The sequence below is a fragment of the Apibacter sp. HY039 genome, assembly GCF_004023655.1.
GTDB lineage: Bacteria > Bacteroidota > Bacteroidia > Flavobacteriales > Weeksellaceae > Apibacter > Apibacter raozihei.
This window is the reverse complement of sequence record NZ_SAYM01000005.1, coordinates 133657-155950: the sequence shown is the minus strand read 5'-3', so window position 1 is coordinate 155950 and position 22294 is coordinate 133657. Positions and strand designations below refer to the sequence as shown.

General features: G+C 34.0%; 21 protein-coding genes and 1 other RNA gene. 9 read left to right on the top strand and 13 right to left on the bottom strand.

Annotation, left to right across the window (positions count from 1 at the left end):
* Positions 1–49 precede the first annotated feature (49 nt).
* Both EQ921_RS11275 and EQ921_RS11270 read right to left on the bottom strand, forming a co-directional pair.
* Positions 50–991, bottom strand: a complete 942-nt coding sequence (locus EQ921_RS11275; RefSeq protein WP_181950998.1) for a transketolase family protein — start codon at positions 989–991, stop codon at positions 50–52.
* Between the two features lie 15 nt (positions 992–1006).
* Complete coding sequence (locus EQ921_RS11270) at positions 1007–1867, bottom strand: transketolase (RefSeq protein ID WP_128331725.1); 861 nt, start codon at positions 1865–1867, stop codon at positions 1007–1009.
* A gap of 216 nt (positions 1868–2083) precedes the next feature.
* Between EQ921_RS11270 and EQ921_RS11265 the strand changes: the two genes are divergently transcribed.
* The 3 genes from EQ921_RS11265 to EQ921_RS11255 all read left to right on the top strand — a co-directional run bounded on the left by EQ921_RS11265 (position 2084) and on the right by EQ921_RS11255 (position 4646).
* On the top strand, positions 2084–3085 hold the full coding sequence (locus EQ921_RS11265; protein WP_128331724.1) for a dihydroxyacetone kinase subunit DhaK: 1002 nt from the start codon (positions 2084–2086) through the stop codon (positions 3083–3085).
* A gap of 95 nt (positions 3086–3180) precedes the next feature.
* The gene (gene dhaL, locus EQ921_RS11260; protein ID WP_128331723.1) at positions 3181–3822 is read left to right on the top strand and encodes a dihydroxyacetone kinase subunit DhaL; all 642 of its coding nucleotides are present in this window, start codon (positions 3181–3183) and stop codon (positions 3820–3822) included.
* A gap of 29 nt (positions 3823–3851) precedes the next feature.
* Positions 3852–4646, top strand: a complete 795-nt coding sequence (locus EQ921_RS11255; protein WP_128331722.1) for a triose-phosphate isomerase — start codon at positions 3852–3854, stop codon at positions 4644–4646.
* Positions 4647–4721: 75 nt separating this feature from the next.
* Here the strand turns inward: EQ921_RS11255 and EQ921_RS11250 are convergent, their stop codons facing one another.
* The 8 genes from EQ921_RS11250 to EQ921_RS11215 all read right to left on the bottom strand — a co-directional run bounded on the left by EQ921_RS11250 (position 4722) and on the right by EQ921_RS11215 (position 13972).
* Positions 4722–5717, bottom strand: coding sequence for a ketose-bisphosphate aldolase (locus tag EQ921_RS11250; protein ID WP_128331721.1), 996 nt, complete (start codon positions 5715–5717; stop codon positions 4722–4724).
* Between the two features lie 131 nt (positions 5718–5848).
* Positions 5849–7519 (bottom strand): ribulokinase, encoded by a 1671-nt coding sequence (locus tag EQ921_RS11245; RefSeq protein WP_128331720.1) that lies wholly within the window; start codon positions 7517–7519, stop codon positions 5849–5851.
* Between the two features lie 90 nt (positions 7520–7609).
* Entirely contained in the window at positions 7610–9280 is a 1671-nt protein-coding gene (locus tag EQ921_RS11240) for a ribulokinase (RefSeq protein WP_128331719.1), read from the bottom strand.
* Positions 9281–9322: 42 nt separating this feature from the next.
* On the bottom strand, positions 9323–10021 hold the full coding sequence (locus tag EQ921_RS11235) for an L-ribulose-5-phosphate 4-epimerase (RefSeq protein ID WP_128151804.1): 699 nt from the start codon (positions 10019–10021) through the stop codon (positions 9323–9325).
* 5 nt (positions 10022–10026) lie between these two features.
* Complete coding sequence (locus tag EQ921_RS11230; protein ID WP_128331718.1) at positions 10027–10890, bottom strand: HAD-IIA family hydrolase; 864 nt, start codon at positions 10888–10890, stop codon at positions 10027–10029.
* A 72-nt stretch (positions 10891–10962) separates the two neighbouring features.
* Positions 10963–12381 carry a sn-glycerol-1-phosphate dehydrogenase gene (locus EQ921_RS11225; RefSeq protein WP_128331717.1) on the bottom strand — a complete coding sequence of 473 codons (1419 nt, stop codon included), beginning with the start codon at positions 12379–12381 and terminating at the stop codon, positions 10963–10965.
* A 36-nt stretch (positions 12382–12417) separates the two neighbouring features.
* Complete coding sequence (gene fsa, locus EQ921_RS11220) at positions 12418–13068, bottom strand: fructose-6-phosphate aldolase (RefSeq protein WP_128151798.1); 651 nt, start codon at positions 13066–13068, stop codon at positions 12418–12420.
* A gap of 67 nt (positions 13069–13135) precedes the next feature.
* Complete coding sequence (locus EQ921_RS11215) at positions 13136–13972, bottom strand: MIP/aquaporin family protein (RefSeq protein ID WP_128331716.1); 837 nt, start codon at positions 13970–13972, stop codon at positions 13136–13138.
* A 371-nt stretch (positions 13973–14343) separates the two neighbouring features.
* On the opposite strand from EQ921_RS11215, the gene EQ921_RS11210 reads away from it, so the two are divergent.
* Positions 14344–15123, top strand: a complete 780-nt coding sequence (locus EQ921_RS11210; RefSeq protein WP_128151794.1) for a DeoR/GlpR family DNA-binding transcription regulator — start codon at positions 14344–14346, stop codon at positions 15121–15123.
* Here the strand turns inward: EQ921_RS11210 and truB are convergent.
* The gene (gene truB / locus EQ921_RS11205; RefSeq protein WP_128331715.1) at positions 15120–15824 is read right to left on the bottom strand and encodes a tRNA pseudouridine(55) synthase TruB; all 705 of its coding nucleotides are present in this window, start codon (positions 15822–15824) and stop codon (positions 15120–15122) included. The genes EQ921_RS11210 and truB overlap by 4 nt on opposite strands.
* A gap of 77 nt (positions 15825–15901) precedes the next feature.
* Between truB and rnpB the strand changes: the two genes are divergently transcribed.
* The 5 genes from rnpB to cmk all read left to right on the top strand — a co-directional run bounded on the left by rnpB (position 15902) and on the right by cmk (position 20560).
* Positions 15902–16218, top strand: an RNA gene (gene rnpB, locus EQ921_RS11200) — RNase P RNA component class A.
* A 37-nt stretch (positions 16219–16255) separates the two neighbouring features.
* Complete coding sequence (gene dapF / locus EQ921_RS11195; RefSeq protein WP_128151789.1) at positions 16256–17122, top strand: diaminopimelate epimerase; 867 nt, start codon at positions 16256–16258, stop codon at positions 17120–17122.
* A gap of 249 nt (positions 17123–17371) precedes the next feature.
* Entirely contained in the window at positions 17372–18763 is a 1392-nt protein-coding gene (locus tag EQ921_RS11190) for an arginine decarboxylase (protein ID WP_128331714.1), read from the top strand.
* Between the two features lie 79 nt (positions 18764–18842).
* Entirely contained in the window at positions 18843–19850 is a 1008-nt protein-coding gene (porQ, locus tag EQ921_RS11185) for a type IX secretion system protein PorQ (RefSeq protein ID WP_128331713.1), read from the top strand.
* Between the two features lie 11 nt (positions 19851–19861).
* On the top strand, positions 19862–20560 hold the full coding sequence (gene cmk, locus EQ921_RS11180; RefSeq protein ID WP_255424485.1) for a (d)CMP kinase: 699 nt from the start codon (positions 19862–19864) through the stop codon (positions 20558–20560).
* Here cmk and EQ921_RS11175 read toward each other — a convergent pair.
* Entirely contained in the window at positions 20557–21117 is a 561-nt protein-coding gene (locus tag EQ921_RS11175; RefSeq protein ID WP_128331712.1) for a hypothetical protein, read from the bottom strand. The two genes, cmk and EQ921_RS11175, sit on opposite strands and share 4 nt — an antisense overlap.
* 215 nt (positions 21118–21332) lie before the next feature.
* Positions 21333–22283, bottom strand: a complete 951-nt coding sequence (locus tag EQ921_RS11170) for a PhoH family protein (RefSeq protein WP_128151781.1) — start codon at positions 22281–22283, stop codon at positions 21333–21335.
* Positions 22284–22294: the final 11 nt, after the last annotated feature.

Sequence of the window (22294 nt, the reverse complement as noted above, 5' to 3'; positions counted from 1 at the left end):
CTCATCCATGCACCTCTTCTTGATAAACTCAATAAACTTAATACATTCCTTAATCTTTCAAAAATGCTAATGCCGTATCATAAATACCTTTATAATCTATTCCGTAATATTTATAAATATCCTGAGGCTGAGCATTAATAACATTTTCATCCGGAATCCCTAAAATCTTCATCGGTACGGGATAATTTTGACAAACGATTTCAGAAACAATTGCCCCTAATCCCCCATAAATGCTATGCTCCTCTACCGTAATAATTTTACCGGTTTCTATAGCAGATTGAATTATCATTTCTTTATCTATAGGCTTTAGTGTGTGTATATCTACAACTTTAACAGAAAAACCAGCTTGTCCAAGCATTTCCGAAGCTTCTAAGCAATGATATACGGTTTCACCTGTACCTACCAACGTTAAGTCTGTTCCTTTTTTTAAAACTGAAGCCTTCCCTATCGTAAATTTTTCAAAGCCTTGATCATAAATTACCGGTACAGGATTCCTCCCCATCCGAACATATACCGGAAAATCATAATTTATCAAATTTTCTGTCATCCACCTCATCTGCACCGGATCACTCGGAGACAATATATGTATACCCGGAAAAGCCCGAATTGCAGCTATATCATGCAAACAATGATGAGTAGCGCCAAAAGGCCCATAACTAACTCCACCATTAACACCAATTATTTTAATCCTGGAATTTGAGTAAGCAACATCAACTTTAATTTGCTCTAAACTCCGGGAAGAATAAAAACAGGCAGGTCCACAAACAAAAACCTTTTTCCCGACAGATGCTATACCTGCCGCTACTCCAATTGCATTTTGCTCAGCAATACCTACATCTACTAACTGATCCGGTAATTCTTCAGCAAACTGATTGAGAGTTACGGTACCCGCAGCATCAGAAGTAACTATAATGATATCTTTATTTTGTTTAGCCAACTCTAAGATAGTTTGTGTAAAACTTTGGCGATTTGATTTCATTGTCTTATTCATGATTAATTGTAAAGCTTATAGATAATTAACTGATTTCCCTTCCCATTCTTCAATACTTCTGGATATCTCTCTGACTGCCTGTTTATACTGAACTTCATCCGGTACTCCATGATGCCAGTGCAAAGCATTCTCCATATAAGACACCCCTTTTCCTTTAGTGGTTCGGGATATGATAAAATGCGGCTTTTGGATTGTATAATTAATTGAATCTAAAATCTTAATACAATCTTCTATCTTATCTCCGTTAACTTCTAAAACCTCCCACCCCATTGTTTCCCAACGTTCTTTTAATGGCTCAAGAGTCATTACTTTTTCCGTTGAATTACTAATCTGCAATCCATTTCTATCAACAATTGCAACCAGGTTATTTAACTTAAAGTGTCCTCCAGACATGGCTGCTTCAAAAACTGCACCTTCATTTAGTTCTCCATCCCCCATGACAACAAAGGTTTTAAAATCTTTATTGTCCATTTTCGCCCCTATGGCAACACCCACTCCTAAGGATAATCCATGCCCTAAAGATCCTCCGCTAAATTCAATTCCTGGTATTTTATTGGAAGGATGACCTGCCAATAAAGAATTAAATTTCCCATAGGAATTTAGCGTATCTGAATCAATAAATTCAAGGGATTCCAGTACACAATAAAGAGCTTCAACACAGTGCCCCTTACTTAAAATGAAACGATCCCTGTTTTCATGATCCGGATTTTGTATATCAAATTTTAATGTATGATAGTATAAGGCCGCGATCATATTTAGGACAGACAAATCTCCACCTACGTGACCCGACCTGGAATTATATATAACCTCAAGTAACCTCAAGCGCACTTTTTCGGTTTTAAGAGCTATTTTTGATATTTCATTTATTGAAAGCATATTTGAAAAATATTTTTGATAACAAAATTAATCAAAAAATACATAATAATCTTAAAAAGCTATTTTTAAAGTATTTAAAAAAAATATCTAATTAATTAATAAAAACACAAAAGTTTTGATTACTTTCGAAATGACAACAATCATTTCATTTACTTATGATTTGTAATTTATTTTAACAATATTTGTAAGTAATAAAAACTTAGTAATCCGATAAATATGAAAGAGATAATTAATGATCCGGAAAATATAATAAGCGAAGTAATGGATGGCTTTATTAGTGCTTATAGCTACCTCTATGAGAAAGTTCCTGAAGTCAACGGTATTTTATTAAAAGAAAGACGTAAAGATAAGGTAACGCTTGTTATTGGCGGGGGAAGCGGACACGAACCTATGTTTGGGGGATTTGTAGGTGAAGGACTTGCTGATGCTGCTGCATGTGGGAATATTTTTGCTTCACCGGATCCCAACACCATTTATGAAACTGCAAAATCTGCACATGCCGGTAAAGGAGTATTATTTCTTTATGGATGTTATGCCGGAGATAATCTGAATTTTGATATGGCTGAAGAAATGCTTCAGGATGAGGGCATAAAAACTGCTCATATAAGAGTCTGGGACGATTGTGCTTCTGCTCCTATAGAACGTATAGAAGACAGGAGAGGTATTGCCGGAGATGTGTTTATGGTAAAAATTGCAGGTGCTGCCTGTGATGCCGGTCTTTCTCTTGAAGAAGTTGTACAGGTTTTGGAGAATGCAAGAAATAACCTTAGAAGTATAGGTATTGCTACTAAACCCGGAAAAATACCCGGTTTAGAAAAACCAACTTTTGAATTAAAAGATAATGAAATGGAGTTCGGAATGGGACTTCACGGAGAACCCGGTATCCAAAGAACCCAAATGAAACCTGCTGATGAACTGGTAGAGATACTTTACGGTCATATAACTAAAGATATGCCTCTTATCTCAGGCGATAATGTATGCATACTTGTTAATGGATTAGGTTCAACTACCATCATCGAAATGAGTATTGTTTTTAGAAAGGTTAGACAATTATTAGAATCTGATGGTATTCAGATTCACGATGCTGATATTAACAGCTATTGCACTTCTTTGGGAATGGGAGGATTTTCAATCAGCATACTTAAATTAGACAGTGAATTGAAAAAATATTATAATTCTCCTTGTTATTGCCCTTATTACGCTAAACAACAAAGATAAATATTTAGTTGTTTTTTGAGATTAATCAAATTTATCAACTGAATACTACTGATTTAAATATTGAATATAGATTATAATCTTAAATTTTTTATACTATGTCGTTAAATGTTATAAATACAAAAACAGCTAAAGAAATGCTTATATATGTTGCTAATCAGATTATTGATAGTAAGCCATTATTAACTGAAATTGATAGTAAGATTGGAGATGGGGATCATGGTATCGGCATGTCGGGAGGATTAAAAAAAGCAAAAGAGAAATTAATGTCGTATGAAGAATCTTCTAATGTGTATGATGTTTTCAGTTTAACCGGGAAAACCATGCTGATGTCTATGGGGGGAGCTTCCGGAGTCATTTTTGGAAGCTTATTTCTTGCAGGAGCTAAAAATGTTTCTCCTAAAGAAGAACTAAATACCCGTGATGTGACAGAAATGTTTGACAAAAGCTTACAAGCAATTAAAGAAAGAGGGAAAGCCGAAGTTGGTGATAAAACCATGGTGGATGCTCTTGAACCTGCTGTAAAAGCAATGAAATCGTACGAGGATAACAATCTTTTAGAGATGTTTAAACTAGCTGAATCAGCGGCTCAGGAAGGTGTTGAAAATACAAAAAATTATATAGCCAAATATGGTCGGGCAAAATCACTGATGGAAAGGGCTATTGGTTATCAGGATGCTGGAGCAACATCAGTATGGATAATATTTAAATCTATGCGTGAATTTATTGAAAATGATTAATAAAAATTAATTAAAAATCATCCACAAACATGACAGAACAAAAAAAGATATATTTAGGTACCAATACAAAAATGTATAAAAATATATCGCAGACAGAATGTTTTTTGAGAGAACTGAATCAACTTACTTCAGATATAGGCAGGGAAAAACTGGAATTATTTGTAATTCCTTCTTTCACAGCTTTAGCTAATGCAAGAAACTGTGTCCCTGAAGATAAAATTTTGATTGGTGCCCAAAATATGAACTGGGAAGATGAAGGACAGTTTACCGGTGAAATTTCGCCTCTGATGCTGAAAGAAGTGGGTGTTAATTTAATTGAGATCGGACATTCGGAAAGAAGACATATTTTAAAGGAAACAGATCAGGAGATTAATAAAAAAGTTTTAAGTGCTTTAAATCATTCTTTTAAGGCTCTTTTATGCATTGGAGAAACTTTGGAACAAAAAAATTTTCATACTAGCAATGAAATATTAAGAATTCAATTAAAAATAGGTTTACATGGAATTAAGGAAGAGCAAATTACTAATTTATGGATTGCATACGAACCCGTTTGGGCTATTGGTGTAAACGGAATTCCAGCGACTAAAGAATATGCCGCTGAAAAACATTCAATTATTAGGGATACTTTAAAAGAACTTTTCGGTTCTGATAAGGGAAAATCTATACCTATCCTTTATGGTGGAAGTGTTAATTTAGAAAATGCAAATGATTTAATTCAAATGCCAGACATTGATGGTCTTTTTATTGGTAGAAGTGCGTGGGATGCTAATAATTTCAACACCATTATCAGAAATGTTATCCCGTTATTTTATTCAAAAAAATAAACTTGAACGAAAAATTTAAAACAAGCTTGGTACATGGCAACATATCAAGCTTATTTTAAATTTTCATGTTTATTACTACAACTTGTTTGCTGAGCCTAATACATCTTTAATTAAATGAATATAAACTGCTTTCATATCCTCTCTTGCTTTAGCCAAGTATAATCTAGGATCGTATTCCTGAGGCTTTTGTTCAAAAAATTCTCGTAAAGTTGCCGTCATTGTTAACCTACTATCAGAATCTATGTTTATTTTACAAACCGCTTGTTTAGATGCTTTTTTAAGTTGATTTTCCGGAATTCCCACAGCATCGTTTAGTTTCCCTCCGTATTTGTTAATTAATTTTACTTTTTCTTGCGGAACTGTGGATGAACCATGAAGTACTATGGGAAAACCGGTCAGCTTTTTTTCAATCTCTTCTAAGACTGAAAATGCTAATGGAGGAGGTTCCAGTATTCCGTTTTCATTTTTGACACATTGCTCTGCTGTAAATTTAAACGAACCGTGAGCCGTTCCTATAGAAATAGCTAATGAATCACATCCTGTTCTTCTGACAAAATCTATAACATCATCCGGCTCTGTGTATAATGAAAGTTTTGAATTTAAATACCCTTCAGCTCCTGCTATTACTCCTAATTCACCTTCTACCGTTACATCATATTTATGCGCATATTCCGTAACTTTTTGAGTTAACTCTATATTTTTTTCGAAAGGTAAATGAGAACCGTCAATCATTACTGAAGAAAAACCATCATCTATACAATTTTTACATAACTCGAAAGAGTCTCCATGATCCAAATGCATTGCGATTTGAGGTGATTCCAGCCCTAAATCCATTGCATATTTTACCAGACCCTGAACTATGTTGGGAACTAATTTAGCACCGATATATTCTCTATCACTTTTTAAAATCTGTAATATTAGCGGAGATCTGGTTTCAACAATCGCCTGAATGATTGCCTGAGCTTGCTCTAAATGGGAAAAATTAAATCCAGGAACTGCATAGCCACCTGCCAAAGCTTTTGACAACATTTGACGCGTATTTATAACGCCTAAATTTTTATAGTTTATCATTATCTCTGTTTTTAAGGTTTGTTTATTTAATCATTACTATTTAAATTTTTTCTCTGTTTTAAAACAAAAAACCAACATTATAAATGATGGTTTTTTGTTTTCACACGTTTATATATAATAGATTGAATATTTTAATAAGGTGTTAAATCTTTTACTTTTTCTAATTGTAAGTATTTCTGGAATTCAATATTGTAATGTTCATGGTGTTCCTGATTAGGATAATATATGGTTGATATTTCCATTCCCATTTTTTCCTGAGCTTCCTGTACAGATTCATACACTCCGGCGACAACAGCTGCACACATGGCTACTCCTAAAGCACATGCTTCTCTTGTTGCAATTACTTTTATAGGCATACCTATAACGTCAGCCATTACCTGCATCACATAAGGTGATTTTTGAGAAATTCCTCCAACAGCAATAATTTCCTTTAATTCAACTCCATTATTTACAAAACGATCAATAATATTTCTCGCTCCATAAGCCGTAGCTTCAACTAAAGATTTATATACCAGGGGAGCAACACTTGATAGTGCTAACCCTGTTATAGTTCCCTTTAAATCATAATCCACATTAGGTGAACGTCTTCCGTTTATCCAGTCTGTAGCTATGATATGGCTATCTTTAGGCGGAATAACTTTTGCCTGTCTGGCCAGATTAGGTATCATTTCAGCATATACCTCATCTCTTAATTTCTGACGAGTTTCGGGATCACTGATATTAGACTTTAGCATAATATTATCCAGAGGCCACATTAAGAGCTTTTTAAACCAGGCATATAAATCTCCAAATGCTGATTGACCTGCTTCATAGCCTACCATACCTGGTAAAATAATATCATCGGCTTGTTGGGGTATACCGGGAACTAACTTATTTCCGGAACTTTTAGGTCCAACAGTTATAGCACATGTCGAAGTACCTACAATTTCAACCATTGCTTTATCTTTTACACCTGCACCGATAGCTCCTGCATGGCAGTCTAAATTACCTACAGCAATCAAAACCGACTTGGGTAACCCTAACTTATCAGCCCACTCTTCCGTAATAATTCCCGCTGGTTGATCACAGGTATATGCTTCTTTATGAAATGTGTCTACTAAACCGTCTAAAGCAGGATCCATAGCTTTGAAAAATTCATTAGGCGGATATCCACCCCATTCTTTATTCCACATTACTCTTGAACCGGCAATTCCCATTCCTCTCTTCATATCTTCCGGTCGGGTATTACCACATAATACTGCAGGAAGCCAGTCACTTGCTTCTACAAAAGAATGAGCTTTTTGACGAATTTCAGGCTTTTTAAATATATGCAATGCTTTGGTCCAGAAATGCTCGGTTGAATAATCTCCACAACCTGCAGATTTTGTATAGTCAATATGCCATTTTTTAGAAAAACTATTCAAATAATCGTTGTCTTTTTGTCCTGTGTGATCTTTCCAGAGTACAAACATAGCATCGGGATTTTCTTCAAATTCCGGAAGCAGAGATAAGGGTGTCCCTTCCTTATCAACCGCTACAGGTGTGGAACCTGTTATATCAACACTTATAGCTTTTACTTTGCTGGCTGCACCGGGAACTCTATTTAAAACATCTTTAACTATAAACTCTAATACTTCAATATAATCTTTAGGATGTTGTCTGAATTGAGATTTCACTGCATTGCAATACATTCCCTTTTTCCATCTTGGATATTCTTTTATAGATAATGCTAATTCTTTTCCGGTTTCGGCATCCATAAGAATTGCCCTTCCTGAATCAGTACCATAGTCCAAACCGATTACTAAATTATTTGATAATTCCATTTTTGTTATTTTAGTTTCTATTTTTGTGCTTAAAAAGCAACTGATATAGTTTGTTTGATAACTACCTGCCGCTTTTCGTCATTATAGTTATTATGTTAATTCTTTCACCTTTTCAAGTTGTCTGTATTTTTTATATTCATTATTATAATGCTTATGGTTTTCTTCATCTGGATAGTAAATTGTTGAAATACCCATTCCCATTTTCTCCTGAGCATCTTCCAAACGATTGTAAATTCCGGCTGCTACAGCTGCACACATGGCAACTCCCAACGCACAAGCTTCTCTCGTTGCAATTACTTTTATTGGCATACCTAAAACATCTGAGAGCACCTGCATTACATAGGGAGATTTTTGAGAAATACCTCCTACAGCTATGATTTCTTCAATTTCAATTCCATTGGTTATAAATTGTTCTACAATAGCACGAGATCCATAAGCTGTAGCTTCAACAATAGACTTATATAGTAAAGGTGCCGAACTGGAAAGTGTTATACCTGTAATTGTTCCTTTTAATGTATAATCTACATCGGGAGTACGTCTTCCGTTTATCCAGTCTGTTGCTATAATGTGACTGTCTTTTGCCGGAATTGCTTTTGCCTGACGGGCTAGTTCAGGAATCATCTTGTCATATACTTCCTGGATTACTTTTTGCTTTGTAGCTTCATCTATTGATTCTGTTTTAGCAAAAATTTCACGTAAGGGCCACATTAAAACTTTTTTAAACCAGGCATAATAATCTCCATACACAGATTGACCTGCTTCATATCCTACCATTCCCGGTATTACGGAATCATCTGCCTGTCCTGAAATTCCGGGAATCAACTGATTATCAGATTTTTTGGGTCCTACTATTATATCACAGGTTGAAGTGCCTATAATTTGTACAATCGCTTTGTTTTTAACTCCGGCACCAATACCTCCTGCGTGAGCATCAATATTTCCGGCAGTAACTTTAACATGAGTTGTAAGTCCTAGCCTTTCCGCCCATTCTTCTGTTAGTGTACCTATAGTTTCAACGCAAGTGTACACATCTTTTGAAAATGTATCTACAATACCATCCAATGCCGGATCCAAAGATTTAAAGAATTCATTTGGCGGGTATCCTCCCCACTCTTTATTCCAAAGCACCTTAAATCCAGCGGTGCATATATTTCTTTTTAATTCTTCGGGTTTATTTATTCCCACTATAACATTAGAAAGCCAATCACATGCATCTACGAAAGAATGACCTACTTCTTTTACCTGAGCATCAGTCCGGAAAACATGGAGGCATTTTGCCCAAAAATGTTCTGCCGAGTAGTTTCCTCCTCCTCCGGCATAACGTGTATAATCAATATGCCATTTTTTTGAAAACTCATTAATGTCATCACAGTCTTTGATTCCTGTGTGATCTTTCCAGAGAATAAACATTCCGTTCGGATTTTCTGAGAAATCATTTCTTAAAGCAAGTGGTGTTCCTTCTTTATCAACAACTATGGGTGTGGAACAGGTCACATCTATGGATAAGGCTTTTACCTTATTTTTAGAGCCTGGAACTTTATTTATTACGTCATTTACAATAAACTCAAGTACTTCTATATAATCTAAAGGATGTTGCCTAAACTGGTAATTCACCGCATCGCAATATAATCCTTGTTTCCACCGGGGATATTCTTTAACTGAAAGAGCTAGTTCATTTCCTGTTTCTGCATCCATAAGCATCGCTCTTGCTGAATCTGAACCATAATCTATCCCTATCACTAAATTATCTGATAATTCCATTTTTTTGATTTGTTTAGTTTTGTTTTTGTATTGTACCGGATCTTATTGTCCGTAATAAGCATGATAACCATGCTTTCTGTCGTAGTGCTTGTTAATGAGAGCGTCTTTTAATCTTGGAGATTCAGGATTAATCTGTCTGGTTAGATAGGCCATTTTCGCAACATTTTCCAACACGGCACTATTGTATACTGCTTTTTCTGCAGATTCTCCCCATGTAAAAGGTGCATGGTTTCCCACTAGAACCATTTCCATCTCCTGATGTTTAAGTCCTTTGTTTTTCAATATGTCCAGAATTTGAAATCCTGTCTGATATTCATAGTTACCTTCTATCATTTCATCACTCATTGGAGGAGCACAAGGTATATCTGAGGTGTTATGATCTGCATGCGTAGTCCCGAAAATCGGAATATCTAATTGAGCCTGAGCCCAAGAAGTAGCATAGGTACTATGTGTATGAGCAATTCCATTTACATCTTTCCAATGCTTATACAATACGGCATGCGTAGGAGTATCGGATGATGGTTTTAATTTGCCTTCAACCACATTTCCTTCAAAATCTACGATAACCATACTTTCTATAGTTAATTTTTCATAGGGTACTCCACTAGGTTTTATGGCAAAAACTCCTTCATTATGATCTGCTGCACTTACGTTTCCCCAAGTAAATAATACTAAATTTAATTTTGGTAATTTAAGATTTCCTTCGTAAGCTTCTTCTTTTATATAACTATATTTTCCCATTTTATTTATTTATCTCTGGTGTATTCAATTAATTCTCCAAGTACTTCAATACTAGGTACAATTAGATCCAATTCAGGTTCTGCATTTTGTGCGTCTTCCAAAGTTGCCTCTCCTGTCAGAACCAAGACTCCAAATGCTCCTGCATTGTGAGCCATCATCATATCGGTATAAATTCGATCTCCTACCATAGCTATCTGCTCAGGTTTCAACTTTTTACTATTCAAGATCCCGTCTAACATCTCTTTTTGAGGTTTTCCTAAAACCAAATCAGGAGTTCTGCCTGTAGCTGTTTCGATACAAGCATAAATAGAGGCACAATCCACTAATACATTAGGTTGATCGGTTGGACATACCCTATCCGGATTAGTTGCTACATAGAGTACACCTTGTTTAGCCCACCAGGCAGCCCTGCATAATCTTTCGTACGTTAAAGTCATGTCAAAGGCCACGACTAAGGCATCTGGCAAGTCTTCCGCTGAATCTGAGGTGGATATATAGCCTGAATTTTCAAATTGCTCTACCATACTGGGAGTTCCCAGAATGAAAAGTTTTTTTACTTCCGGATGTTCATTTTTAAGGTAATCAATTGTAGCTACAGCTGAAGAATACATTTCTTCTTCTGTTGCAGGTATACCTAATTTTTCAAGTTTTTTTAAGTAATCCGAAATACTTCTTGATGGATTATTGGTAAGAAAAGAATGACTGACTCCTATTTTTTTTAATCTTTCCAAAAAACTTATCGTATAAGGAAAAAGTGTTGTTCCGTTATAAATGGTACCATCCATATCCAAAGCAACATGTTTTAGTTTTTTTATTTTTTCCTGTAATTCGGGAGTTAATTGTTTTATATCTGTTATATAATTTTTCATTTGATAATCTGGACTTTATTAAAACCACATCCGTAATTGTTTAAATTACGGGATGCGGTTTACTTTAAAATATTAACCTTTTAAAACTCCGTTTTCACCGAATAATTCATTTACCCATTGGTCAAAATATCCGGCTCTGTAAGCAAAATCAAGAATTGTATATCTGCTCCTTATTTTATGCGCTCTATAGAAACTTTCTCTAAGCCTGTTTCTGTCCATTCCTATTTCTTCGGGCTCAACTGGTGCTCCTACAGCTGCCAAGCGTTTTTTAGTTTCATTATAAGGTATTACTTGTTTCCTAATACTTTCTTTTAACGCAGGCCAGTTATTTTTGATTTTAGTCAGCTGTTCTTTTAATTCTTCTTTGGATACACATTTATCTGTAGTCTGAGTTGTAGCAAAAGGATGAATGTCCGAACCTCCAAACATTTCATCTATCTCTTTTAACTGCTCTTCCAGCGAAGGCCATTTTTCTACTGCAGCATCAATATCCAATTCTTCTACAGGAGTTTTTAACATCAGTTCATACATGGCCGTAATTGCCAACGTACCTATACCAACTTTAAACCCATGAGAAGGAGCTTGTTCATCCTGATTGGGATATAAACCGAATTTTTTTGCCATTTCACCTTTGAAAGTATGATGTTCCATATCCCATAAATGACTGAACTGATGTTCAGATCCAGAGGCAGGTCTACTTACTCCTGCGCCCCACGATTCCATAGATTGCATTGCAAAACCTCCTAACATTAAACCTTCAGTTAATAATTCGATTGCTTTATGCTCTCCCTTTTTAGCTCCTTCCGGATCTTGTAATGCTTCAGCTAATCCATCCTGTACTATATTCCATGCACTGGTCATGGGTTCAATTCCTTTTTTAGGATTTTGTGGATCTGCCAATTCTGCTGCTAATAACCAATCTGCACCGGAAACAACTTTAGCGTATAAATCTGCATATCCTGAAGCTGTCATTAATGGTGGAGCATCTGCAATAATATCAATATCCGCAAGCAAAGCTTTAGGTGCTTCACAAGCATGAGTAATTTTAGCCCCTTTGTTAGTTATGGAAGCTCCTGCAGAGGAATAACCATCCATAGATGCAGCTGTTGCTACACACATATAAGACCTTTTAAGTTCTGAACTTGCTCTTTTTGCCAAGTCGTTTATTACTCCTGAACCTACGGCTACTGGCGTTACATCTTTATCTTTCAGATAATCTCTTATTTTTTCTACAAACACATAGTCTGCATATAAATTAGGATCATCTAATATATAAGGCTCCTCTCCTTCTAAACCAGCTTCTTTTAGAGCTTTGTGGACTTTTTCACCCGCTACTTTATAAGTATTAGGATCTGCTATCACTATGGCCTTTTTTCCTGGAAACTGTGCAGCAAATATTTCAGGAACTTTATTAATTATATCTGAGCCAATTTCTAAAAACTTAGTTTCGGTTGCCTGCTTCAGGGCTGAGGCTATACTTTCTTTTGACATTTTGTTTTTTTTAAGGTTAATATATTTAAAGGTCTATTAAAGTTTTTTGGCGTCTTCTATAAATTGTGCTAGTCCATTATCGGTTAAAGGGTGCTTTAATAACCCTACTATTGGAGCTAATGGAGCTGTTATTACGTCCGCTCCTATTTTCGCACAATTGATAATATGCATAGGAGAGCGCACGGATGCAGCAAGTATTTCAGTTCTATAGCCATAATTATCATAGATAGTTCGTATGTCTTCTATGAGATTCAATCCATCGGTTGATATATCATCCAGACGACCTATAAAAGGAGAAACGTAAGTTGCTCCTGCTTTAGCTGCAAGGATTGCTTGTCCAGCTGAAAATACCAGCGTACAATTCGTTTTAATACCTTTTCCTGAAAAATATTTAATAGCTCTTATTCCATCATAAATCATGGGAATTTTAACCGTAATCTGATTATCAATTTTAGCCAATTCTTCACCTTCCCTAATCATTCCTTCATAATCTGTGGATAATACTTCTGCGCTTACATCACCGTCTACTATCTCGCATATTGCTTTATAATGCGCATGAATATTCTCTTTCCCTGTAATTCCTACTTTAGCCATAATTGAAGGATTAGTTGTTACACCATCTAATACCCCTAATTCCTGAGCTTTTTTTATTTGCTCTAAGTCTGCTGTGTCAATAAAAAATTTCATCTGATTAAATACTTATAGGTTTATACTTTTATTTTATACGATTACTTATCAGGTAATCTTTTTATATCTAAAAATTAGTTAGTGAAAATGTGCTGATAACAAATTCACGGATGGATTCATCAAAATATCCACCGATAACGCCATACAAAACTCCAGCGATAGATGCTCCGATAAGCGGAGCTATTGAAGCATACAAAAATCCATAGCCCCAATCACTTCCTCCTTTACCTTCAATTGGCAAAATCTGATGCGCCAAACGAGGCATCAAATCTCTGGCTGGATTTAAAGACCATCCTGTAATCCCACCAAATGCCATACCTATGGTAAATATCATGAAACCAGCAGGCAATGCACCGATAGCTCCAAAACCAACGGTTCCGGCTGCTTCTCCTACACTTGCAGCACCTAAAGGTAGAGATGACATACATGAAACTATTAGCACAAGGAAAAATGTTGCAAGCATCTCTGAACTAAAATTGTTTACTGAATTATTCTCGCGTATTGATGAGCTGGTTGCAAATACCCCTAAAAGAGTACCTGGCTGATCTTTAGTTGCTTTAAAATGACCACGATAAACAAACCAAACGGTTATTGCTCCAAGAAAACATCCTATAAACTGAGCTAATACGTATGGCAATACATAAGCCCAATTGAATAATCCGGCTACTGCCAGACCTAAACTCACTGCAGGGTTAAAATGACCACCACTGTTAAAAGGTGAAGATATAATTACAGACATTGCAACTGCGAAACCCCAGGCAAGAGGCCCACTCAAAGCAGCTTTATTTCCGGCTCCGTAACTTTTATTTAAACTGAGATTCATGTTTATTCCACATCCGAAGGCTATTAGTGAAAAGGAACCTATAAGCTCCCCTACGAATTTTGTTGTTAATACTTGATCCATAATTTCAAATTTTTGGGTTTAGTTAAATTTTCTTTTTTATTAAATGATTAATACTTAATTTTAGACACAACAAATATATTTACTAAATCGAAACTAAACAATGATAAATCGCAATTTTTTTCATGACAGTTGACATAATTACGTAAGTGTTTAATTTCGAACATATAATACAAAAATACAAACAAAACATTAATAAACAATAATTTAACACCAAAAAAACATATTTTCTATTTCGAAAGCTTACTTATTTTTCATGTAAGAAAAAATAACTTTAATTTTTTTCATTGATATAAAATATATAATTTTGCGTTAATCTAAAAGCTTTTATTTTTTCTCTTTAACCTATAAACAAAATAAGAACAGTATAATTAATGAAAAATAATAATATAAACAATATAAGACAACAAGAAATATTAGATGAATTAAATTTAAATCATTACGTTTCCGTAACTGAACTTTGTAAAAAGCTAAACGTATCTGCTGTTACGATTCGGAAAGATTTAACTCATCTGGAGAAAATAGGCAAATTATATCGAACCCACGGCGGAGCCACAAGAGAATCTTTTATTGTTGAAGAGCGTCATATTAACAAAAAAGAAACTATACAGGTAGAAGAAAAAACAAAAATAGCCAAAGCCGCGCTCAACTTTATTGAAGATAATGATTTTATAATTATTTCATCGGGCACGACAACACAAATGATTGCTCAGGTGATCAGTAATAATTATGAAAAATTAACCATTCTTACTTCTTCTCTGAAACCTGCAATGCTACTCTATGGAAATCCTAATTTTGATGTGATACAACTGGGAGGTGACGTAAGAACCAAATCCGGATCTGTAATGGGGCCGTATGCAGAACTAATGATTAGCAACTATGCCTGTAATAAGCTTTTCATTGGAGGTGATGGATTAGATTATGAATTCGGATTATCTACATCAAGCACTATGGAAGCTAAAATGAATCAACTTATGATAAATAATTCAGAAAAAATTATTGTTTTGGCTGATTCAACTAAAATAGGAAAACGTGGATTTGGTAAAATTATAGACCTGGACAAAATACATGTCTTGATTACAGATGAGGGCATTTCTTCCAAAGACGTTGAAAAACTTGAAGATCTTGGCATTGAAGTTGTAATTGCCCGTTAGACGCCGGTTGAAAAGAAATTTTCATTCAAAATTATGGAGTTATCTGCCTTTTCAACTTCATATTCACCTATTTTTGCTCTATGTAAAGATGTAAGATATCCGCCAGTACCTAATTGATTTCCAAAATCGTGGGCTAAAGAACGAATATAAGTTCCTTTACTGCAATGTACTTCAAAGTCTACATAGGGTAATGCTATTTGAGTAATTTTAAAATCGTAAATAGAAATCATTCTAGCAGGAACGTCTACCTGCTCTCCTTTTCTGGCTAATTCATACAGTCGTTTACCCTCTTTTTTTAATGCTGAGAAAACAGGTGGTATTTGTTGAATTTCTTCTCCGATAAATTCATGAACCGCTTCGTTAATCATTTTTTCTGTCAAAAATTCGTAATTTTTCGAATTGATTTCCTCTGTCTCTGTATCGTACGATGGGGTTTGAACCCCTAATTTTATTGTGCCCGTATATATTTTTGAGGCATCCTGAATCTGCTGAATTTGCTTGGTTGCCTTTCCTACACACACAATTAATAGGCCTGTAGCCTTAGGATCCAAAGTTCCTGCATGCCCTACTTTAATTTTTTTTATATTAAAATGTTTGCGGATTCTCCATTTTATTTTATTTACAATATCGAAAGAAGTCCAATCTAATGGTTTATTAATTGAAAATATTTTGCCTTCCTGAAGTTCTTCTAATGAATACATAGAGTTAATGATATGGGCAAATATATTAAATAAAGCTGCATTTTTAGTATTATTTATAAATAGTTGTATTTTTGCACAAAGCAAATCAACCTTGTTGCTTCTATTTAATGGTAGAAGAGGAAAGTCCGGACACCATAGGATATCATAGCGGGTAACGCCCGTCCATCGTAAGATGAGGACCAGTGCAACAGAAAGAATGTACAGTTCGGCTGTAGTGAAATCAGGTAAACTCTATGAGGTGCAATGCTATGTATACCGGCGAATTAAGGGCTATCCGTCCAATGCCGGGGGGTAAGCAGTTTGAAATAAGGAGTAATTCTTATTCTAGATAAATAACAGGGCTTTTTTCAGCAATGAAAACTGACAGAATCCGGCTTATTGATTTGCTTTTTTTATTTTCAATGAATGAATTGTATCTAAAATTGCCCATGATGAATCTAAATAGCTTTGTAAAAACCCACGGACTAGGAAATGAATATATTGTTCTGGATGAAAATGCTATATCCTTTGAACTAAATCCAAAGTCTATATCCCGAATATGTAATGTTAATTTCGGTATTGGTTCGGATGGTATTTTATTAAAAACATCATCTTCACGAGCCGATATTGGTTTAAAAATATACAACCCTGATGGTTCAGAGGCTGAAAAAAGCGGAAATGGTTTACGAATTTTTTGTAAATATGTTTACGATTATCATATTGTTACTAAAAAACAATTTACTGTTGAAACTAAAGGAGGAATTGTAACGGCTGATATTATTGAAACTGAAAACGAAAGAGCGAAAATAATAACTGTCGATATGGGAAAAGCTATTTTTACTTCTCATTTAATTCCTACTCAGTTTAAAGATGAGGAAGTTCAAGATAAAATTATTTCAATAGATAATCATAATTTCACCATCAATTGTGTTTCTATGGGAAACCCTCATTGCGTAATTATTAAAGACGATTTGGTTGTTGAAGAGATTAAAGAATGGGGTCCGAAAATAGAAAATTATTTTATGTTTCCCAATCGAATAAATGTACAGTTTGCTAAAATAATATCCAGAAATGAGGTTCAAATTTTAATATGGGAAAGAGGGGCCGGATTTACTCTTGCATCCGGTAGCTCTTCATGTGCTGTTGCGAGTGTTTTAAGAAAAAAGAATCTTATTGATACCAATGTGACTATAAAAATGCTTGGAGGAGAACTCAAACTTGAGGTTAAAAATAATTGGGAGGTTCGTATGACGGGTGAAGTCAGACAAATTTGTGAAGGAACATTTCACCCGGAATTAATACAGGATTTACTTCTATAATTATTATTATTTTCTATATCATAATCTTCTGAATAGTTTCTAATAGTAAAAACAAGATTAACTGGTTAGTTTTTTAAGGTTTCAGCCTTAATTAAAGGTATGAAAGGCTTTTTGTAAAAAGCCTGAAACCCGCAATTACTTAAGCGATAAAAACTTTTTTTTAGGCTATGATTTATTTTAACAAAAAACTATCCATTTTACTAATATTTTTAAAGATATTTGTGCTTTGAACTTTTTTGCAATTATAAAATGAAAATAAAATACCATGATTTAATCCAGCAGACTTTTGATTTTCCTCAGCCAGAGTTCAAAGTCGAAGATGGAAATTTATTCTTTCATGAAATCCCTTTAATGGAACTAATTGAAAAATTCGGAACTCCTTTTAAGTTTACATATCTCCCCAAGATATCACAAAATATACAACAAACTAAACGTTGGTTTAAAAAGGCTTTTAAAGAGAACGATTATAAAAACGATTATCGATATTGCTATTGCACCAAATCCAGCCATTTTTCATTTATACTGGATGAAGCTTTAAAAAATAAAATAAGCATAGAAACTTCTTTTTCTAATGACATGGAAATCATACGTCGTATGTATGAAAAAGGAAAGGTTACACAAGATATAGAAGTTATATGTAATGGTTTTAAAACCGATGAATATTTGCAGATTATTTCTGAAATGATTAATAATGGATTTTCCAACATTATTCCTGTATTGGATAATTTCCGTGAACTTGATCTTCTTTCAGACAGTATTGATACTAATTTTAATGTAGGAATCAGAATTGCTTCTGAAGAAGAACCTAAATTTGAGTTTTATACTTCACGTTTAGGAATTGGTTATAAAGATATTGTTCCTTTTTATGCGCAAAAAATTCAAAATCATCCGCATGCGCGATTAAAAATGCTGCATTTTTTCATTAATACGGGAATTAAAGATACTTCGTATTACTGGAATGAATTGTATAAATGTCTACGAGTGTATGCACGTTTGAAAAAAATTGCTCCGGAAGTAGATTCTTTAAATATAGGTGGTGGTTTTCCTATTAAAACGTCATTAAATTTTGAATACGATTATTATTATATGATTAATGAAATCGTTTATCAAATTAAGAAATTTTGTGAGGAAGAAGGTGTTGAAGAACCTACTATTTATACTGAATTCGGTTCCTATACAGTCGGTGAAAGCGGTGGAATCGTTTATAAAATACTGAACCAGAAAAGGCAAAATGACAGAGAAAAATGGAACATGATCAATAGTTCTTTCATGACCACTCTTCCAGACTCCTGGGCTATTTCGAGAAGATTTTTGATGCTCCCTGTCAACCGATGGGAAGATTCGTATGAAAGAGTTTTTCTTGGAGGGCTCACTTGTGATAGTGATGATTATTACAATTCTGAACAACATGTTAACGCCATATATCTTCCTATTTATAGTGAAGATAAACCATTATATATTGGTTTCTTTAATACAGGGGCTTATCAAGATGCTATCAGCGGTTTTGGTGGTGTTCACCATTGCTTGGTACCTCAACCGAAACATATTCTTATAAACAGAAATAAAGATGGAGAGTTTACCTATGAAGTATTCCGAGAAGAGCAAACTTATAAGGAAATTCTAAATCTTTTAGGATATTGATATTTTAATGAATAATAACTTAAAAAAAAATTAGTTTATAACTTATATACTGCATTATTTCTGTAGTTATATCAGATAAATGAAAAGATTAACCTTATTCATATTTATTAGCTTCTACTCATATTCTTATGCTCAGATGGGAGAGGAAATTTATACATTTATGAATATGACTGTATCTGCAAGACAATCTGCTTTAGGTGGTAATGCTAATTCGTCATGGGATAACGATCCTAATATGGCCATGTTTAATCCTGCAATGATGAACGAACGCATGCATAATCAGGCCGGACTTAATTATTCTTCATATTTAGCAGGAGTAAAATCAGGCTCACTTTCTTATGTATTTAATCCAGAGGAAAGCGAACATTTTTTTGCTGTTCATGGTAGATATATAGATTATGGTGATTTAAAAGGAGCTGATGAATCAGGAATTGCAACCGGAAATTTTTCCGCTAATGATGCTGCTGTAACATTGGGCTATGCTTATCGAATTTCTGATTTTTTTACAGTTGGAGGTAATCTTTCTTATGTAACCAGCAAAATTGAAAGATATAGTTCTTCTGCTATTTTAGCTGACATTGGAGTTGTTTTTCATGATATTGATTATTACACAACCGTTTCTGCCGTAGTGCGTAACTTTGGTAAGCAATTAACGTATTATAACGATAGAAGGGAAAAATTACCTATTCAGGCTAATCTGGGAATTTCTCAGAGATTTGAAAGAATTCCTCTGGAACTAAACGTTACGTTACATGATTTACAAAAATTCAATATATCTTCTCCTACAGATAAAAATGGACAGAAAGTAGGAGTTGGACGTAAAATTATAGATCACGTTTCTATAGGGGCAGAATTGTTCCCTGAAGCTGGATTTAATTTAAGAGCAGGATATAATTTTAAAAGAGGAAATGAATTAGCTATCGCTGATCAAAGATCCTTTGCTGGTATTACTGCTGGTTTTGGAATAAAAATTTCTTATTTCCGTTTAGATTATGCCTGGGGCAGGTACAATGCTGCTGGGAATACTCATACTTTTGGTCTTCGTATAGACATAGAAAATTTACTTGCTCCCAGATACGACTGGTAACTTACTATAATATGAAAAAAGATATAGACAAATATATTATTGCTATTGATGGTTATTCTTCTACAGGAAAGAGTACTTACGCCAAAATGCTTGCTAAAGAATTTGGATGGAAACATATTGATACCGGTGCCATGTACAGGGCGGTAACTCTTTATGGTATTGAAAATTATTATAAAGGAAACTCTATTGATGCAGGTGAATTAATTAAACATTTAAATTTAATTCAGATAAACTTCAAATTTAATCCGGAAACAAAAGAAAACGAAACCTATCTGAATCAAAAGAATGTTGAATCAGAAATTCGTGATATGCAAGTTTCCGAACAGGTTTCATCTGTTGCTAAAGTTGCCGAAATACGTACTTTTTTAGTTGATCAACAAAGAAAAATAGGTAATGTTGGAGGTATTGTTATGGATGGAAGAGATATTGGAACTGTAGTTTTTCCTAACGCAGATCTAAAATTTTTTATTACAGCCAGTGTTGAGGTCCGGGCTGCAAGACGCTTTTTAGAATTTCAAAACAAAAAAAGCCCCATTACTCTTGAAGAGGTTACTGAAAATCTAAAACAAAGGGATTTTATTGATGAAAACAGAGACATTGCTCCCTTAAAAAAAGCTTCTGATGCTTATTTGATAGACAATTCAGAATTAAGTAAGCAAGAAACTTATTCTAAAATTGTAGACATCATTCATGAAAAATTGAATATTTAATTTTTTATATCTTCTTCTTGTTCAAACTTAAGCACAACATTTTCAGCAAATTTCCTTAATTGCTGCATTTGTTTTCTGGATTTAATTTGTCCTAATTTAACAGCAGCATAGGTAATAATTAAACCGATAATGCAAAATATTGAGGCAATTCCAACCCAGTTAAAATCTTCATCATTTTTACTTTTTGCTAAATGCATAGAGTAATAAAGACATCCTAAAGTTATTAATGTTGTTCCTAAACCTATATATAAAAACATAAAAAGTGTCCAGACAGACGGCCTTGGACCAAATATCCCCCTAATATACGTACATTCTCCGGGTTCTTCTTCTGCCCTTAAAGTCAGTCTTGGTTTCCAGACAGGATCATCTGGAGTTAGAACTTCAATATAAGTTTCCTGAGAAGTTATTTTGAAAGAAAATTTTTGCCCTTCACTTTCCACTTCACAAATTCTGCTTTCCTTATATTTTTTTAACTGCTCTGTAAACTCATCCGGAGTTAATGTTGTTTTAATTTTAAAACGGGGCCGATTACGAATTGCATTTAAAGACTCTCCCATTTTTTTAGCTTTTATATAAACTAAATATAATCATAATTTAAAATTAGTACTAAAATAACGTGTACTATTTTTATAATTACTTATATGGATTAATAAAAAGGGAGTTGTAATTTTTATTATTTTATTTAATAAAAATCATTTTTAAGCAATACAGATGAAAGTGAAAATTGTTACCTAATGTAGGTAAAAAATCAAATTTATTATTTACACTATTTTTATTCGTTAATTTCTTCCTGCTTATGATAAGCTTCCAATATTTTCTTTACGAGTTTATGCCTTACCACATCCATTTCAGTGAGCTTAATAAATCCTATACCTTTAACATTTTTTAGTAAAACTATAGCTTCTTTCAATCCTGATTTTTGTTGTTTAAGCAAATCTATTTGACCCGGATCTCCAGTAATGATAAACTTTGCATTTTCTCCCATACGAGTTAAAAACATTTTCATCTGTAAATGTGTTGTATTCTGAGCTTCATCTAATATAACAAATGCATCGTCCAGAGTTCTTCCTCTCATAAATGCCAGAGGTGCTATTTCAATGATACCTTTATCAAGGTATGATGCAAGCTTTTCGTGGCTTATCATATCTTTAAGGGCATCATATAGTGGTTGAAGATAGGGATCTAATTTTTCTTTTAAATCTCCGGGAAGAAATCCCAGACTTTCACCTGCTTCTACAGCCGGGCGAGTAAGAATTAATCTTTTTACTTCTTTATTTTTTAAAGCTCTTACTGCAAGTGCCACGCTAGTATAAGTCTTTCCTGTCCCGGCAGGGCCAACAGCAAAAACCATGTCATTTTTATCAACTAAATCTACCAGTTTCTTTAAATTTTCTGATTTAGCACGTATTAATTTACCTCCTATTCCATGAACAATTACATCATCTTCATTATCAGCTATTTTAATTAAATCGGATCTGTTTAATATTCCTTCCATAGCAAAGTCATTTAACTTATTATATTTATTAATATAATCTGTAATTTCTTTAACTTTTCTTTCAAAAATAGCGATATCTTCATCACTTCCAGAAACTGAAATTATTTGATCTCTTCCCGTTATTTTCAATTTTGGAAAATGGTTTACCAATAACTTAAAATTCTGATTATACTCACCATAGAATATTTTCAGATCTACTCCTTCTAATATGATTTGTAATTGATTCAAATTTTACCGGT